Below are 14,634 nucleotides of genomic sequence, written 5' to 3' on the forward strand. Positions count from 1 at the left end.
GCTGCCCGCGGATAAATTACTCGCTTCGCTCCCAATTTACCGGTGAGCGCGGCGTTAAGCAGCAAAACAAATATTCAGGCAATCTGCCTCAAATGGAACATACATGAACACAGATTTTGAAAACAACTATGAATTTGATGATTACCTTGATGAAATTGGCTTAGCAGAATTTGGCAATGCAGTTGTTACAGGTACAGATTGGACAACAGAAACAATTATCCGCCAAGTCGAAAAAGGTAATATTAGTCTATCTCCAATATTTCAGCGCCGAGATGCATGGACAAAAGAGCGTAAAAGCTTATTCATTGAGTCTTTATTAATTGGAATGCCAATACCTCAATTGGTACTTGCTGAAGATCCTCATGAAAGAGGTCGTTTTATTGTATTGGATGGTAAGCAACGATTACTTAGTATTCTTCAGTTTGCTGCTGTGGATAGCAGAGATATTTATCCGGCTCTTAGGCTTAAACACTTACCGCTGCTTAATGAACTTGAAGGAAAAATATACGAAGATTTGGTAGAAGATAGATATAATCTTTCAAACTTTGAAAACCAATGGATTCGAACAGTTATAATCAAAAACTGTCCATCTGAAAAAATGTTATCCCAAGTCTTTTACAGGCTTAACACTGGGAGTTTGCCGCTTAGTCCTCAAGAGCTTCGTTTTGCTTTATACCCAGGTGAGTTCACATCATATATTGACGAAAAATCTGAAAATTCTGAAGCACTAAGGTATTTTCTTGGAAATACTACTACAGACTTTCGAATGAGAGATGTAGAGTTAATGTTAAGATTATTTACTAATTTTGACAGAATATCAACGTACAGAGGGAATTTAAAAGACTTCTTAGATCAAGGCTTTAAATACTTTTCAGATAACTTTAATAGCTTGATTGGAACTATGGACGAACATTGCCAAAAAATTGATGAGGCTCATGGTCTTATAATGTCAATATTTGGTGATGATAGCTATTCAAAGTGGAATGGAGAAGCCTTTGAATCAAGAAAGAATAGAGCTATTTTTGAAATTCTAATTTATGTATTTTCCGACGATGCAATAAGACAAAAAATTTCTGCAATAACTCCCGAAGATTTCAAAGCTATGTTTATTGAGCTTTGTGAAAGCAACCAATCTTTCGTAAATTCTCTTGAAAAAACCACCAAGAGCGTTTCCTCTGTAACAACTCGATTTAACGTCTTAATAGATACTATAAATAGTCGCTTTGGGACATCAATCGATAACATTGAATTAAATCGAGGTTAGCATGGCGAACACAGATTTATTTCAATCATTAGAGTTACGGCTGGCTGATTTACGAACAAATTTGCTTCCAGAAGAATTCGACGCTTTGGCTGGCTACGATGATAAAACCCTCGATATGACTAAAGGGTATACACTACTTGTCCATTCAGAAGTCGAATATTATATTGAATCTATTTGCTATAAATTTGTTGAGCTACAAGTTTTAAAATACCGACAGACTAAGCAACCTTCAGCTTGTGCAATGGCCTTAATTACCTATTCTAAGCTTGATTGGAGCGCGACAAATGAAGAAGTTGAAATTCCAACTATAAATAGCAGTAAGTTATCAGATTCATTAACTACCTTACTAACTAAGATGAGTCTTAGTTACTATGGCATAATCAATTCAAACAATGGGATTAAAGCTAAAAATTTACGAAAATTAGTTGCCCCGACAGGAATGATTGATCATTTCCCTGAAGTAAATATGGAAGACTTCAGTACTTTTGGTGGTCATAGGGGGAATTTGGCCCATGTGTCTACACGACATATTAACTTTACAATTGACCCGTCAGATCAGTTAAATAAGCTCACTAACAATATCCTTCCAACTTTAAAAGCATTTGATGAAAGCCTACTCAATGAAGAGCCTCAATTAGCTAGTGTTGTCTGGAGTGATGTAAAGCCGGGGCAACTTGTTGCTTAGCAAGGCGTTGAGGTTGTAGGATTTCTCTTTTTTGAGTTGATTTTTTAGTTTTGCTGCTGATTTACTCAGTCAGAAATTAAGCAAATACTGTGCGACCATGTTTGCCTTCAGCCAGCAATTATAGAGGTTAGGAACGGTGTGTGAATTTAGCGTAATATTGGGTAAGAAATAGAGGTTTTACCCTCTATTTTAAGTGATTTCGCAGCTTTTCGATGTTGTGTAGTATACTGAACATCGCCCATTGGGCGTTCACTTTCTCTTTGCCTCTTAGCGTAAATCGATTCATTTGTTTGTTAACGGTAATGTTGCCAAAAACAGGCTCAACACAACCAAGCCGTTTACTGTATTGCCGCCTTCCTTCAGAGCTATCAATTTTGTCTTTCATCGCCAGATAAGCACAGGAAAGTAACATTGTTTTTGCAGGATCGTTCAATTCTCCGACTGAATAATATGCCGAGCGAGAAAGCGAAAAAGATAATCTTGAGCATGATAGGAGGAGGGTATGCTGCAGCGCCATTTTTATCATTGTGATATAAGGCATTAAACGGCGATAGGTCCAAGTGATTATCAACGATGTGCGCGATAGCGAACTCAATAGTTCCGGGTATTAATTGCTCATCGATACTGACAGGAACGAACATATTTTGATTTGAATAATCGGTTTTGAAGTTTGGCATGACCGCACTAAATATGTGAATAATGGTGATTAGATCACAAGGAGTTAATGCATTCAAGCTCATACCATGGTGAAATAGAGGTAAGATCAAAATCGAGAATGAGGCTAGGTAGAAATCCTACAGCCTCGTTAGCACTAAAACCTAAAATCTTCATTGGAGAAAATATTGGAAACTTTTTCATACATTGGGATTGTGATTGCGGCGATCTTTGGCGGCTTTATTGCGTGGTTCGGTGGGACTTTGCTTGAAGCAATAGCGACAATAATGGTTAATCGTTCAACTTTGAAAAGCTTCAAATTTGATTTTGAAAATGCTGTAATCCACTCTCAACCAGATTGGGAAGGGATGAAAAGGGTTGCTCAGACTCGGGGATTGAAGCCGAGTCAAATTTATTGGTTACTTGAAGAATATGCTCGAGATATCAAAACTGGCCAAAATGAAAAACTATCTGACTATTTAGATCTGATTGAAAACTATATTGCCGCCTATAAACACGATGAACCTTTTCAGACGCTTCCTAGTGACATTAGGCTCCATTTAGAGCGTGTAAGGGATAAGCTTGGAAGTACTGAATTGCTAGATCCACTGACTGCTCAAATCAAAGACTTAGTAGCAGTTCACTCCAAAGAAAACAAAAAGGCTAAATTTTATAGTATTGGAGGTTTCATTACAGGGCTAATAGGGGTCCTATTAGCAATAGTATTTTATTTTTTGCCTTTCAATTTAGATGTAGATGTACCTACTTCAAACATAATGAGAGAGCAGGTGGTTGACAAGTAGTGCTAACAAACGCTTCAAGTCGATTCGTAACGCTAGGCACTTTTGGCGTCAATTGGGGCTTATGTGGTTACGGTGTCTAAGTTAGATTCGGTGGTGTGTTACTCATAACTCAAGCGGGCGTTAAACGGAACTAAAACAGTGGGTTACATTTCGCTTCGCTTCACAGTATAACCCACAATGTTGGTCCGCTTAACGCGGCGTTTAGCATTTCGGTCGAGCATATGAGTAAATTAATAGTAACAATCAAAAATGAATATAATATTCACAAGTGGGAATATCTATCTTTTTCTATCGTAGTATTTCTATCTAGCTTTGTAGCTTATATAACGAAGCTGATTGGGCTAGATCAACTTATCCAGTATTTTACAGCTGACAATTTTGTATTATCAGAGCAAATTCGTAATGCCGCTCTTGAACATTTTGCACCTGATACCCTTGGATACGGGACTGTACTACTATATTTATTTGTAGCTATATTTAGAATAACTTTCGGTACAAATAAGACTGCTATTTCCCATGCAGAAAAATATATTTTAAACCCGTTAATTAACTTTTATACAATTCTTTGCCGAGCCATGATTGGTGGTTTATTCGCATTGGCATTAATTATTTTTGTGTTTGATTTTAGTAGCAAACTATTTATTCTATTCTTGTTTATGTGTATTTACCCTATAGGCTACGTTTTAGTTGTTAGGTCATTTAAAGAATTTATTAACCCCATGCCAAAGTTTAAATTTGATAATGGCTGGTTACGCACAAGACTTGTTGGTTTTGTACTCCTCCTATTATTACCTATTTCAACGGCAGCTGTTTATTTAATTGATCTAATCGGTAAGGCAATAGTGTCATAAAATGCTAACAAGTCACTCAAAAGGACAATAGTCTCCCTCGCTTTAGTGGACACCTCCTCCTTACCCTGAGGAGGCTAAAATGCCCAAATATACCCAACCAAGAAAAATAGGGTTCTGTCCTGTTAAGTTCAAGATTAAAGCCATAACTCAGGCGATAAAAAGAGAACCTAATTTGATGCTGGCCAAAATTACATTCTAAATTAAAAGGTTACTTGAATTATTTCTACAATAGACAGCGACTGCGTTCAAGCTTAGGATATAAAGCATCTGTTGGTTTTGGTCATACGTCGCTAATTTTAGTTAACAATTTTATTTCCGTTTAGCAAAGCGTTAGCCCCTTAAATCGAGAACCACCAAGAACTCATGCGTAAATCAGATAGACTCTTTCAACTAACAAACATCTTGCGGGCACATCAACCTATTACCGCGAAAGAGCTTTCAGAACGACTTTCTGTTTCTGAAAGAACTATTTACAGATATATTGATGATCTCTCTGTTTCTGGAGTTCCTGTATATGGAGAAACTGGGGTTGGATATAGGCTTTCTGAGGGATTCGAGTTACCACCATTACAACTTACCGAGCACGAGTTAGAAGCTTTGATATTGGGTGTAAATATGATTTCCTCATGGACAGGGCCTACTCTTAGCAAAGCATCCCACTCTTTATTGAGCAAAATTGAAGCCTCTTTACCAAATTCAGTTTCAACACAGCCAAGTGATCAACGAGTAGCCAGGGTGCCAGGTGAGCATATTCGTCCTATGGATTTTGATTATTGGGATGAAATTCATCAATTCATACGCGAGAAACGGTGGGTACAAGTTCGCTACAAATCACTATCAGGTAGGTCAACTAATCGGACGATTTTTCCACTCGGCTTCTTTTTCTGGGGAGGAAAATGGACGCTAGGTAGTTGGTGTAGTCTAAGGGATGAATATCGCGATTTTAGGCTTGATCACATTGAGAGCCTAAGATCTGCATGTGCTCCAGGGCAGCTACCAGATAGTGTTTCCTTAAAGGACTACATTGAATATCAAAAAATGTCAGTCAAAAAATAATGCTACTGACACAATGTTGTCAGTAGTATCGAAGGAAGATGACATCTCCATATTCAAAGGAGATAATTATGATTTTCAAAAGTAACACACTCGAATTTTTAGGGTTTGAGTTTGCTGTTTTCCGACTCAAAGATGGAGTAAGCGAAGAGGAACTTGTCGCCCTTTCCAAAGAGATCGATGATAAATTTCTATCGAAAGAAGATGAGCTCTTATCTCATTTCCTGTTAAAGGGCGTAGATGGAAAATATGCAGATGTTGCAATTGCTACAACACAAGAGAAAGCCGAAGAAATATGTCGGCGGTGGCTTGATAATGATGTAGCTCAAAAATATTTAGAGCTTCTAAACCAAGAGTCAGTCGACATGTCTTTCTGGTCAAGAATTAGTTGAAACAAGAGCTTAATAATCAAATTCAGGTGACGCCCACGGCGCATCTGAATTTGGACGTTAACTGTATCAAGGAAGAATCATGTCTCCAGAGAGTATCGTTCAAGCAATAATATCTGAATTTGATGGTGTAGTTCCTAAGACCAGTTGGGGTGAGACTTCCTTGTTTTATAATCCAGGGAACCTTCTTCCTAACGGTGTATACTTTTGTACAATTAAAGAAAAGAATGGTGATAACGACAAATCATCGCAACTTGATCGAGATTCGGTTTTTAGAGTCAGTATTGGTGTCGGCCCGTCAAATTATGAAAGTTACTTCGGTGAAAAGCCAAAACGTCCAGCCAAAGGTTGTATTGTTAATACAGGTAATGACTTTACTCAACTTGATACGTTGATGCCTCATCCTATTTACGCTTGGATGTCTTGGGTACAAATACTTTCGCCATCAAAAGCATCGTTTGAAAATATTTTACCATTAATTAGAGACGCTCATGCTAATGCCGTCGTAAAATTCAATAAAAAGGAGCAATCCAATAAGTAACTGACACCTCAGCAATGCAGTAAATTCCTAAATCAACACACTTCATGCAAGGTCATGTTCTATGCTTGAGCGACTCATGACCGCTGCTTAGTGCGTTTAAGTCATCTCTATTGAGCATTCATTTACCAGCTACCTGCGCACTAATAATTTACCCACCTTCCAAAAGAAACTGACCTTTTAAACTCCATAAAAAAGACGATTGATGTATTAATTGAATACTTTCGCACGTTGTTGCGTTTTCAATAGCCGTCATAATGGCTCCATCGAAGCGAAATATAGATAAAGCATCAATCAAATAAAATGGAGATGATCTTATGATTAAAATTGAAGTATACAGCAAAGGCTATTGCCCATATTGCAAACAAGCAAAAGCGACACTTAAAAGCTTAGGTTTATCTTTCAAAGAATATGAAATTACCGGGAGCGATAAATTAACTCGTGAAATGCAGGCACGTAGCAAGCGAAGAACTGTACCGCAAATATTTATTAATGACGAACATATTGGTGGTTGTGATGACTTTCATCAAGCTCTACGTAGTGGGGCACTAACACATTTATTAACTTAGAAAACCAGTTAAAAAATTACAAAATACTTGAATAAGGATACGGTCATGACATCGATTAATATAGCTCAAAATACAAAAAACAATGCTAACCAAGAATCTGTAATTAATGCTTCAGAACTTGCTCAAAATGTTACAGCTGTTGGTGATACAGCGCTACGTTTTTCCATTGCACTAATTTTAGTTTGGATTGGTGGCATGAAATTTACCGCTTATGAAGCTGGTGCCATTCAAGGTCTTGTCGTATCAAGCCCACTGACTTCTTGGCTCTATAGTGTATTTACAGTACAAGGTGCTTCAAACTTTATCGGCGCTACAGAAATAGCAACAGCCATTGCTATTTTACTTACACCAGTTAACCGAATTGTCGGTATTGTTGGTAGCTTGGGGGCTATTGCTACTTTCGCAGTGACTTCAAGCTTATTATTAACGGCTCCTGTATGGGAAGCGTCATTAGGTGGATTTCCAGCGCTTAACGTCGTACCAGGACAGTTTTTAGTGAAAGACTTAGTCTTATTAGCGGCATCAGTCGTTTTACTTGGCAAGGTGCTTAATGCGAAAAAATAACAAATCGGGGCTATATATATTTAGCCCCTTTTTACTCGATGAATTCATTATGCGACTGATTTAGTTACGGCAGCTCGTTCTTTTTCATTTTACGAAATTGCTTTGGTGTCATACCCACATATTTGTTAAAGGTTTTTGTAAAAGCTCGTTCGGATTCGTAGCCCACATGAAGTGCTATGTCATCAATAAGTAACGTTGTGGTTTCGATCATTTCCTTCGCTTTTTGAATACGCAAGTTCGATAAATACGTGAATACCGTATGTCCAACTAATAAGGTGAATTTTTTGGAAAATGCTGCTCTAGACATCCCGACATTAGATGCTAAATTTTCGATGGTCCATGGTTTGGAAGGCGATTCATGAATAAACTGTAATGCTTTTTTAATACGTTTATCACGTAAAGCATGAACAAAGGAATGCTGCTCTTGGCGACCAAAATTTATTCGTATTAATTCAACTAACACCACTTCGGTCAGTTTGTTAACAATAATTTCATTACCAGGATTTTGCGCCATATATTCTGAACTGAGTTGATCAAACGTGCTCTTTAACCAAGCGTGTTTATTAAGTTCATCCTCACGTACGATTGTGACCTGTTCAAAAATGTTATTTAACGGAGACAATGCATCATTTTCAAAGGAACAGTATCCGCATAACAGCAAAGTAGAATCTCCGCTAATAGGCATTTGCCCTTCAGGTGGCTCACTAGTAAGAATATGGTCAATGCCTGGCCCTAAAAAAATCAAATCACCTGTAAACAACTGCTCGACTTGATCGCCTATTTTTACCCAACATGCTCCACGTCTAATTAAATGAAACCCAGCGGTGGTTTTGTTGAAATATTCTTTAAACCATGGGGGTTCAACGTGACTACAAAAGTAGACACTGCCACTTACACGTAACGATTTTAGTATGTCGCTTAAAATTTCCAAATGAACGCCTTTGTATTTAACTGGTCAAGAAGTGAGGATTACGCTTGGTATCGTCTGAAGGGTTGTATCGAGCAAACCCTAAAACCGCGGCCAATTTTAGTTAACCGCGATAAATTTAGGGTTCGCCATAAATTAACAGTGAGTGGTGCTCCATAAGCGATGGCCGCAGTCTTCACTAAGAAGCATTTTATACTTTAAATTGACTAATGCTACTTTTTAGCTGATTACCGAGATTATCCAATTGAGCGCTCGCGGTTGATGTTTGGTCAGTAGCATTCGCGGCTTGCTGAGATATTTCGGTTATTGTATTAATGTTGTCTCGTACATTGTTTGTGGCTTCTATTTGTTGCCGCGCTTCCGATGCAATATCGGTATTCATTGTTAAGATCGCTTGAATTTCATTCTTAATATTATCGAGCGCTTTACCTGCTTGCTGAGCTTGTGATGCCGTTGTATTGACTTTGTCTTGGCTCGTGTTCATAACCGTCACCGCATTTTGCGCACCAGTTTGCAATGTGGCGACAAGGTTTTCTATTTCTATGGTCGATTTTTGCGTTCGCTGTGCCAGTGTTCTTACTTCATCGGCAACAACCGCAAACCCTCGGCCTTGTTCACCTGCACGCGCGGCCTCAATTGCTGCATTTAGTGCCAATAAATTCGTTTGTTCTGCAATGGTTTTAATCACATCAAGCACTGTACCAATATTCTCACTATCCGCTTTTACCTTTTCAATAACGACCGAAGCCTGTTCCATATCGATAGTGAGCTGATTAATCTCGTCAACGGTATTACCAACAATAGAATGTCCGGATAAAGCGGTAGCATTTGTTTCTTCGGCAGATTTAGAGGTCTCAGTTGCGTTATTGACAATTTCTTCGATGGCAATCGATAGCTGCTCAATGGTATTTGCTAGATGTTGTGTTTCTTCTAGTTGTTTGTGAGTACCTGTTGCTGTGGTTTTTGTTATGCCAGACAACTCGCTTGCCGATATAGATACCTCTTCAGATTGTGTACGAACATTGCTGACAATAGAATTCAAGTTGTCAATCATGATGTTGAAAGATTGGCTTAATTGTCCAATTTCGTCTTTTGAATTTATATCTGCTCTTAATGTAAGGTCACCGTGTTCTTGAATAGTATTAATGGTTTTTCTTAAACTATTAAGAGGCGTTACGATGATTTTGGATAATAAAAATGTAAAGCCAGTACCTAATATAATGACTAATGCGATTTGCAGTAAGATAGATATTTTAATTGTGCTGCTCGTTGCGGCTTGCTTTGCGCTGTTCTCAGCAGATAACTGGCGAATATGCTCTTCCAGGTTTTGCATATTGGTTGCAATGGTTCTCTCTATATCGTCTGATATCTTATAAGCATCGCTTAGTAATAAGCTTCCATTGACTTTATCATCGTTAATGAAAGAAACAGCCATTTTATGAAGTATATTATTATACTCATCAATAGGCTTAGCCAGCTTTTCTAATTCCGAAGATCCGCTTCCACCAATAATAGACATGGTATTTTTATAGTGTTTTTCTACGGCTTCTTTAGCGTCATCCCTAAATAGCATGGCAAACAATAAGCTCTTTTCTCTTAGCTTTGAAAACTGACTATCTAACTCGCTCAGAGTTGATAGTTGATCGATACTGGTGTCTTGCTCGCTAGAACCTTGCTGCGTTTTATTTATTTGATAGCCAAGAAAAATACTCCCAATAATTACAATTACGATAAAGCTTGTATTGAGTAAAAATATTTTTTGTTTTAAAGACGTTAGCATTATAAAGAAGCTCCTTTTTGATCTATCAATCTGTCTAATAAATAGTTGATATGCTTCATTTCTTGATAGACATCAGAAGGTTTTTTATTTTTAACTTCAATTGCGATATCTGTTGAATTACTTATGTTTAATGGCTTTTTTAATAAATTAATTTCAGCAATGATGTACTGAGTTTGTAAAAAAGCATCTGATGGAGTCACCTTTGAAAAAGAGTTTTCCTGTGGTATGGCTAAGGTTTCCATCTTGTAGATTTCTTTGAGCTGATTGATTTTTTTTCTAACGGATAGTGCAGATATGACGACATCTTTTGGCGTTTTATCTTTCTCGTAAGCCTCCATCTTAGAGCCATCAGGATGCATGCCATAGGCTGCTGTAACCAATAGTCTTTTTTGGTCAAAATTTAAGTCATCTAAGCGATTGGAGAGTGTTGAAATAATAGATTTTAGATCGGTCTTAGCACGATAGGTTTGCGCATAAACTTGATTGGGGCTAACTTTGTCATAGCCTCGTAAGCGCAGCACCTTAGCATAAAGTTTGAATAATTTATCGTATACATCCTTTGGACTTTTGTTAGAAAAACGTTCCACATTGTATACATTAACACCAACATTGTTTTCATAGATTCGCTCTATGGCATCGGTGACTATCTGTGTTAGATAATAAACATCGGTAGGTGAATAGTTAATAGGAGACGAAAAGGTCAACGGTGGGGGGGTGAGCTTGTTTTCCAACGTATACTGATATATCTCTGCAATAGTTGCCACATTAAGCTCATAAACATGCATGGGTTTAACGGCTGTTTCATGAGATTTAGGTAAAGCAATATCAGTAATGTTTTTCTCTTCTAATACCTTTACTAATAACCGAGAAGCATAATCAATATTGGCATAAACATCGCTTGGAGTGTATTTCTTTTCGGCATAAGAGGTTCCACTAAGTAGAGTGCATGTTATAAACAGAAAAAAACTTAACCTATTAATACATATTTGCATAATTTTCTTCACTATATTCTCACGACTAATATATTTTCGGTGTGAATGATTAACATTCCTAGGATTGATACATTTTCAGTGTAGACAGTGAATTTGTTCTAGTCCAATTACCACAGCTTTACTCATATGAAATGACAAATGACGACTTTTTGGTGGGGTATGGTTGGCCGTGAGAAGTAGGTGACGGAATGCCCCACGTTAAGTAGAGCGCAGTATATTCGTCGTTCATTATGCTGATATTAGAGTCGTGGGAACCTGCTCCATCATGTAGTCAATAAACACCCGAAACCGAGCGGGCATATACTTGGTTTGTGCGTATTGCAGGGCGATGGTGCCGTGGTAATTGCCTTTTATCTCCCAGTCGCTCAGCACCTCAACAACTTCGCCTTTTTCTATGGCGCGACGAACCACAAAATCATGAAAGATACCGATCCCTAGACCATCGATAACCCCATTTAAACGCATTTGCGCTTCGTTCACCGCATAACGCCCGGTGACCGCGACCGAGTGTTGCTCATCATCTTGAACAAAATGCCAAATATTATCGTTGTCGGTTTCGGCTAAATAGAGGCAGTCATGATCTAGCAACTCGGTAGGGTGGTTTGGCGTGCCTCTTGATGCTAAATACTCTGGGCTCGCACACAACACTAACGAGGTTGCGCCGATCTCTTTTAGGACTAAATTGGGGTTGGGTTTATCCGTAAGTTGAAAGCAGATATCAATGCCGTGGCTAAAAATATCAACAGGACCATCAACTGCGCGCAATTTAAGTTGGATGTCGGGGTACTGTTTTAAAAACGGAATCACCAAGGGTTGAAGTACGATATTGAGGAAGGCTTCCGGCGCCGATACTGTAATCGGCCCAGCCGCGAGAGCATGTTGTTCATTAGACAGTTCGACCGCTTGCTCGGCAGAATTGACCATGGTTCGACACTGCTGAGCAATTCGACTTCCAGCTTCGGTGATCAACAAGCGGCGAGTGGTTCTCTCAAACAGCTTCACCGACAACGCTTTTTCTAATCGACTGATGGTTTTACTTAATGCTGAAGGAGTAACGCCTAACTTCTTGGCCGCGGCGGTAAAGCTTTTCTCCTCTACCACCAAAATAAAGGCAGCAAGGTCGGGCAACAGAGTAATGAGCTTATTTGAAATCATCTATTTGTGCCTGCGATTCACTAATGATTTTCCATGTAACAGGATAATAGTATTAATCGTGATGTTTTAATATAGGTATACACGGCAAAGAGAACATTCATTCACTCTTTGTGTGATTTTGAATCTCTTCCAAACATTGAGTAAGGAGCCCGACTATGAGTGCTGCATTTTACGAACAGATCAAGCAACAAATAGAACAGACCAAAACCGATGGCCTGTATAAATCTGAACGTGTTATTACCTCGGCGCAGCAAGCATCGGTGTCAATCTCAAGTGGCGAGCAGGTACTCAATTTTTGCGCGAATAACTATTTGGGCTTAGCCAATGATCCTGCACTCATTGAAGCGGCTAAACAGGGTATGGACGATAACGGTTTTGGTATGGCTTCGGTGCGCTTTATTTGTGGAACTCAAGATGCGCATAAAGAGTTAGAAGCAAAGCTCTCTCAGTTTTTAGGGATGGAAGACACCATTCTTTACACCTCGTGCTTCGATGCAAATACCGGCCTTTTCGAAACTATTTTAGGCCCAGAAGATGCGATTATCTCTGATGCGCTCAATCATGCCTCGATTATTGACGGTGTTCGCCTGTGTAAAGCCAAGCGCTTCCGTTATGCCAATAATGATATGGCTGAGTTGGAGCAGCAACTTATCGATGCGGATAAAGCAGGCGCAAGGCATAAGCTTATCGTGACCGACGGTGTTTTCTCGATGGATGGTGTGGTGGCGAACTTACCGGCTATTTGCGATCTGGCGGATAAATACTCGGCGTTAGTCATGGTGGATGACTCTCATGCGGTGGGCTTTATGGGCGCAGAAGGTAGAGGTACCCATGAATATCATGATGTGATTGACCGAATTGATATTATTACCGGCACGTTGGGTAAAGCGATGGGCGGGGCATCGGGTGGTTATACTTCGGGCAAAAAAGAGGTCATCGATTGGCTGCGTCAGCGTTCGCGCCCGTACCTCTTTTCTAACTCGGTTGCTCCTGCGATTGTGGCGGCCTCTATTCGGGTATTGGATTTACTTAAAGAAGGCGATGAACTGCGAGCTCAACTTTGGCGCAATGCGAGCCATTTCCGCAGTCGCATGCAACAAGCTGGTTTTACCTTAGGTGGAGCGGATCACGCCATTATTCCGATTATGCTTGGTGATGCTAAAGTCGCCGCTGAGTTTGCCGAACGTGCGCTCACTAAAGGCATTTATGTTATCGGATTTTCCTTCCCTGTGGTTCCGAATGGCAAAGCGCGTATTCGTACTCAAATGTCTGCCGCTCATAGCTCGGCCGAGTTGGATAAAGCGATTGATGCCTTTATTGAAGTCGGGCAAGAGATGGGCTTGATTTAGGGTTAAAACGATGAAAATTAAAGCCTTAGCAAAATTAGAAGCGAAAGAAGGCATTTGGCTAACGCAGGTAGATAAACCTGAAGTCGGCCACAATGACCTGTTGATTAAGATTAAAAAGACGGCTATCTGCGGTACCGATATTCATATCTATAACTGGGACGCATGGTCGCAGCAGACAATACCAGTGCCTATGGTAGTGGGTCATGAGTATGTGGGCGAAGTGGTCGGAATGGGTCAAGAAGTTCGCGGCTTTGAATTAGGCGATCGCGTCTCAGGCGAGGGGCATATTACTTGCGGTTATTGTCGCAACTGCCGAGGTGGACGGACCCATTTGTGCCGTAATACCGTTGGCGTGGGCGTCAATCGTACTGGAGCATTTTCTGAGTATTTGGTGATTCCAGCGTTTAATGCGTTTAAGATCCCAGATGGTATTTCTGATGATTTAGCTTCAATTTTTGACCCGTTTGGTAACGCAGTACACACAGCGCTCTCTTTTGATTTGGTCGGCGAAGATGTGTTGATCACCGGAGCTGGTCCAATTGGCATTATGGCCGCAGCGGTAGCTAAACATGTGGGTGCGCGTCATGTGGTTATCACAGATGTGAACCCTTACCGTTTGGAGTTGGCTGAGAAAGTCGGTGTGACTCGAGCTGTCAATGTGGCTGAACAACCGTTGGAGCAAGTAATGGCGGATCTGGGGATGACCGAAGGCTTCGATGTCGGTTTAGAGATGTCGGGCAACCCAATGGCGTTCAATAGCATGTTAAAAGAGATGAACCATGGCGGTCGCATTGCATTATTGGGAATTCCACCATCAGATATGGGCATCGATTGGAATCAAGTGATCTTTAAAGGCTTGGTGATCAAAGGTATTTATGGCCGTGAGATGTTTGAAACTTGGTACAAGATGGCAAGCCTTATCCAATCTGGCTTAGATCTAACGCCAATCATTACGCATCATTTTAAAGTCAATGATTTCCAACAAGGCTTCGACACCATGCGCAGTGGGCTGTCTGGGAAAGTAATATTAGATTGGGAATGATGTTTTAAAGCGCTCACA

General features: G+C 39.7%; 16 protein-coding genes and 1 pseudogene. 11 read left to right on the forward strand and 6 right to left on the reverse strand.

The window, feature by feature from the left end; genetic code table 11:
* The first annotated feature begins 103 nt into the window (after positions 1–103).
* Positions 104–1,264: a GmrSD restriction endonuclease domain-containing protein gene (locus ACXJY6_RS01150; protein WP_458766939.1), complete on the forward strand. Its 1,161-nt coding sequence runs from the start codon at positions 104–106 to the stop codon at positions 1,262–1,264.
* Position 1,265: 1 nt separating this feature from the next.
* Entirely contained in the window at positions 1,266–1,949 is a 684-nt protein-coding gene (locus ACXJY6_RS01155) for a HEPN domain-containing protein (RefSeq protein WP_458766941.1), read from the forward strand.
* Between the two features lie 184 nt (positions 1,950–2,133).
* Here the strand turns inward: ACXJY6_RS01155 and ACXJY6_RS01160 are convergent, their stop codons facing one another.
* A complete protein-coding gene (locus ACXJY6_RS01160; RefSeq protein WP_458766942.1) occupies positions 2,134–2,361 on the reverse strand; it encodes a transposase in 228 nt (75 codons plus the stop codon).
* Positions 2,327–2,626, reverse strand: a pseudogene (locus ACXJY6_RS01165) (transposase); the annotation flags it as partial. The pseudogene ACXJY6_RS01165 and the gene ACXJY6_RS01160, both read right to left, overlap by 35 nt.
* A gap of 165 nt (positions 2,627–2,791) precedes the next feature.
* Between ACXJY6_RS01165 and ACXJY6_RS01170 the strand changes: the two are divergent.
* From ACXJY6_RS01170 to ACXJY6_RS01200, 7 genes are all read left to right on the forward strand, one after another.
* Entirely contained in the window at positions 2,792–3,406 is a 615-nt protein-coding gene (locus tag ACXJY6_RS01170; RefSeq protein WP_458766943.1) for a hypothetical protein, read from the forward strand.
* Positions 3,407–3,627: 221 nt separating this feature from the next.
* A complete protein-coding gene (locus tag ACXJY6_RS01175) occupies positions 3,628–4,257 on the forward strand; it encodes a hypothetical protein (RefSeq protein ID WP_458766945.1) in 630 nt (209 codons plus the stop codon).
* Between the two features lie 363 nt (positions 4,258–4,620).
* Positions 4,621–5,313: a helix-turn-helix transcriptional regulator gene (locus ACXJY6_RS01180; protein WP_458766947.1), complete on the forward strand. Its 693-nt coding sequence runs from the start codon at positions 4,621–4,623 to the stop codon at positions 5,311–5,313.
* A gap of 68 nt (positions 5,314–5,381) precedes the next feature.
* The gene (locus tag ACXJY6_RS01185) at positions 5,382–5,702 is read left to right on the forward strand and encodes a hypothetical protein (RefSeq protein ID WP_458766949.1); all 321 of its coding nucleotides are present in this window, start codon (positions 5,382–5,384) and stop codon (positions 5,700–5,702) included.
* A 79-nt stretch (positions 5,703–5,781) separates the two neighbouring features.
* A complete protein-coding gene (locus tag ACXJY6_RS01190) occupies positions 5,782–6,240 on the forward strand; it encodes a DUF6194 family protein (RefSeq protein ID WP_458766951.1) in 459 nt (152 codons plus the stop codon).
* Between the two features lie 314 nt (positions 6,241–6,554).
* Positions 6,555–6,806: a glutaredoxin 3 gene (gene grxC / locus ACXJY6_RS01195; protein WP_458766953.1), complete on the forward strand. Its 252-nt coding sequence runs from the start codon at positions 6,555–6,557 to the stop codon at positions 6,804–6,806.
* Positions 6,807–6,851: 45 nt separating this feature from the next.
* The gene (locus tag ACXJY6_RS01200; RefSeq protein ID WP_458766955.1) at positions 6,852–7,370 is read left to right on the forward strand and encodes a YkgB family protein; all 519 of its coding nucleotides are present in this window, start codon (positions 6,852–6,854) and stop codon (positions 7,368–7,370) included.
* Between the two features lie 64 nt (positions 7,371–7,434).
* Here ACXJY6_RS01200 and ACXJY6_RS01205 read toward each other — a convergent pair whose 3' ends face one another.
* The 4 genes from ACXJY6_RS01205 to ACXJY6_RS01220 form a co-directional block, all read right to left on the reverse strand.
* Positions 7,435–8,301 carry an AraC family transcriptional regulator gene (locus ACXJY6_RS01205; protein WP_458766956.1) on the reverse strand — a complete coding sequence of 289 codons (867 nt, stop codon included), beginning with the start codon at positions 8,299–8,301 and terminating at the stop codon, positions 7,435–7,437.
* A gap of 187 nt (positions 8,302–8,488) precedes the next feature.
* Complete coding sequence (locus tag ACXJY6_RS01210; RefSeq protein WP_458766958.1) at positions 8,489–10,078, reverse strand: methyl-accepting chemotaxis protein; 1,590 nt, start codon at positions 10,076–10,078, stop codon at positions 8,489–8,491.
* The gene (locus tag ACXJY6_RS01215; RefSeq protein ID WP_458766959.1) at positions 10,078–11,082 is read right to left on the reverse strand and encodes a hypothetical protein; all 1,005 of its coding nucleotides are present in this window, start codon (positions 11,080–11,082) and stop codon (positions 10,078–10,080) included. The genes ACXJY6_RS01210 and ACXJY6_RS01215 overlap by 1 nt, the downstream gene beginning before the upstream one ends.
* Before the next feature lie 216 nt (positions 11,083–11,298).
* Positions 11,299–12,225, reverse strand: coding sequence for a LysR family transcriptional regulator (locus ACXJY6_RS01220; protein WP_458766960.1), 927 nt, complete (start codon positions 12,223–12,225; stop codon positions 11,299–11,301).
* A gap of 155 nt (positions 12,226–12,380) precedes the next feature.
* Between ACXJY6_RS01220 and ACXJY6_RS01225 the strand changes: the two genes are divergently transcribed.
* On the forward strand, positions 12,381–13,574 hold the full coding sequence (locus ACXJY6_RS01225; protein ID WP_458766962.1) for a glycine C-acetyltransferase: 1,194 nt from the start codon (positions 12,381–12,383) through the stop codon (positions 13,572–13,574).
* Positions 13,575–13,584: 10 nt separating this feature from the next.
* Positions 13,585–14,616, forward strand: coding sequence for an L-threonine 3-dehydrogenase (gene tdh, locus ACXJY6_RS01230; protein WP_458766963.1), 1,032 nt, complete (start codon positions 13,585–13,587; stop codon positions 14,614–14,616).
* Positions 14,617–14,634: the final 18 nt, after the last annotated feature.

Source organism: Vibrio phycocola (assembly GCF_054404255.1).

Excerpts from the sequence above, each read along its gene's own strand:
- ACXJY6_RS01150 (WP_458766939.1), top strand. The coding sequence starts at position 104 with ATGAACACAGATTTTGAAAACAACTATGAATTTGATGATTACCTTGAT.
- ACXJY6_RS01155 (WP_458766941.1), top strand. The coding sequence starts at position 1,266 with ATGGCGAACACAGATTTATTTCAATCATTAGAGTTACGGCTGGCTGAT.
- ACXJY6_RS01160 (WP_458766942.1), bottom strand. The coding sequence starts at position 2,361 with ATGTTACTTTCCTGTGCTTATCTGGCGATGAAAGACAAAATTGATAGC.
- ACXJY6_RS01175 (WP_458766945.1), top strand. The coding sequence starts at position 3,628 with ATGAGTAAATTAATAGTAACAATCAAAAATGAATATAATATTCACAAG.
- ACXJY6_RS01180 (WP_458766947.1), top strand. The coding sequence starts at position 4,621 with ATGCGTAAATCAGATAGACTCTTTCAACTAACAAACATCTTGCGGGCA.
- ACXJY6_RS01185 (WP_458766949.1), top strand. The coding sequence starts at position 5,382 with ATGATTTTCAAAAGTAACACACTCGAATTTTTAGGGTTTGAGTTTGCT.
- ACXJY6_RS01190 (WP_458766951.1), top strand. The coding sequence starts at position 5,782 with ATGTCTCCAGAGAGTATCGTTCAAGCAATAATATCTGAATTTGATGGT.
- grxC (WP_458766953.1), top strand. The coding sequence starts at position 6,555 with ATGATTAAAATTGAAGTATACAGCAAAGGCTATTGCCCATATTGCAAA.
- ACXJY6_RS01200 (WP_458766955.1), top strand. The coding sequence starts at position 6,852 with ATGACATCGATTAATATAGCTCAAAATACAAAAAACAATGCTAACCAA.
- ACXJY6_RS01210 (WP_458766958.1), bottom strand. The coding sequence starts at position 10,078 with ATGCTAACGTCTTTAAAACAAAAAATATTTTTACTCAATACAAGCTTT.
- ACXJY6_RS01220 (WP_458766960.1), bottom strand. The coding sequence starts at position 12,225 with ATGATTTCAAATAAGCTCATTACTCTGTTGCCCGACCTTGCTGCCTTT.
- ACXJY6_RS01225 (WP_458766962.1), top strand. The coding sequence starts at position 12,381 with ATGAGTGCTGCATTTTACGAACAGATCAAGCAACAAATAGAACAGACC.
- tdh (WP_458766963.1), top strand. The coding sequence starts at position 13,585 with ATGAAAATTAAAGCCTTAGCAAAATTAGAAGCGAAAGAAGGCATTTGG.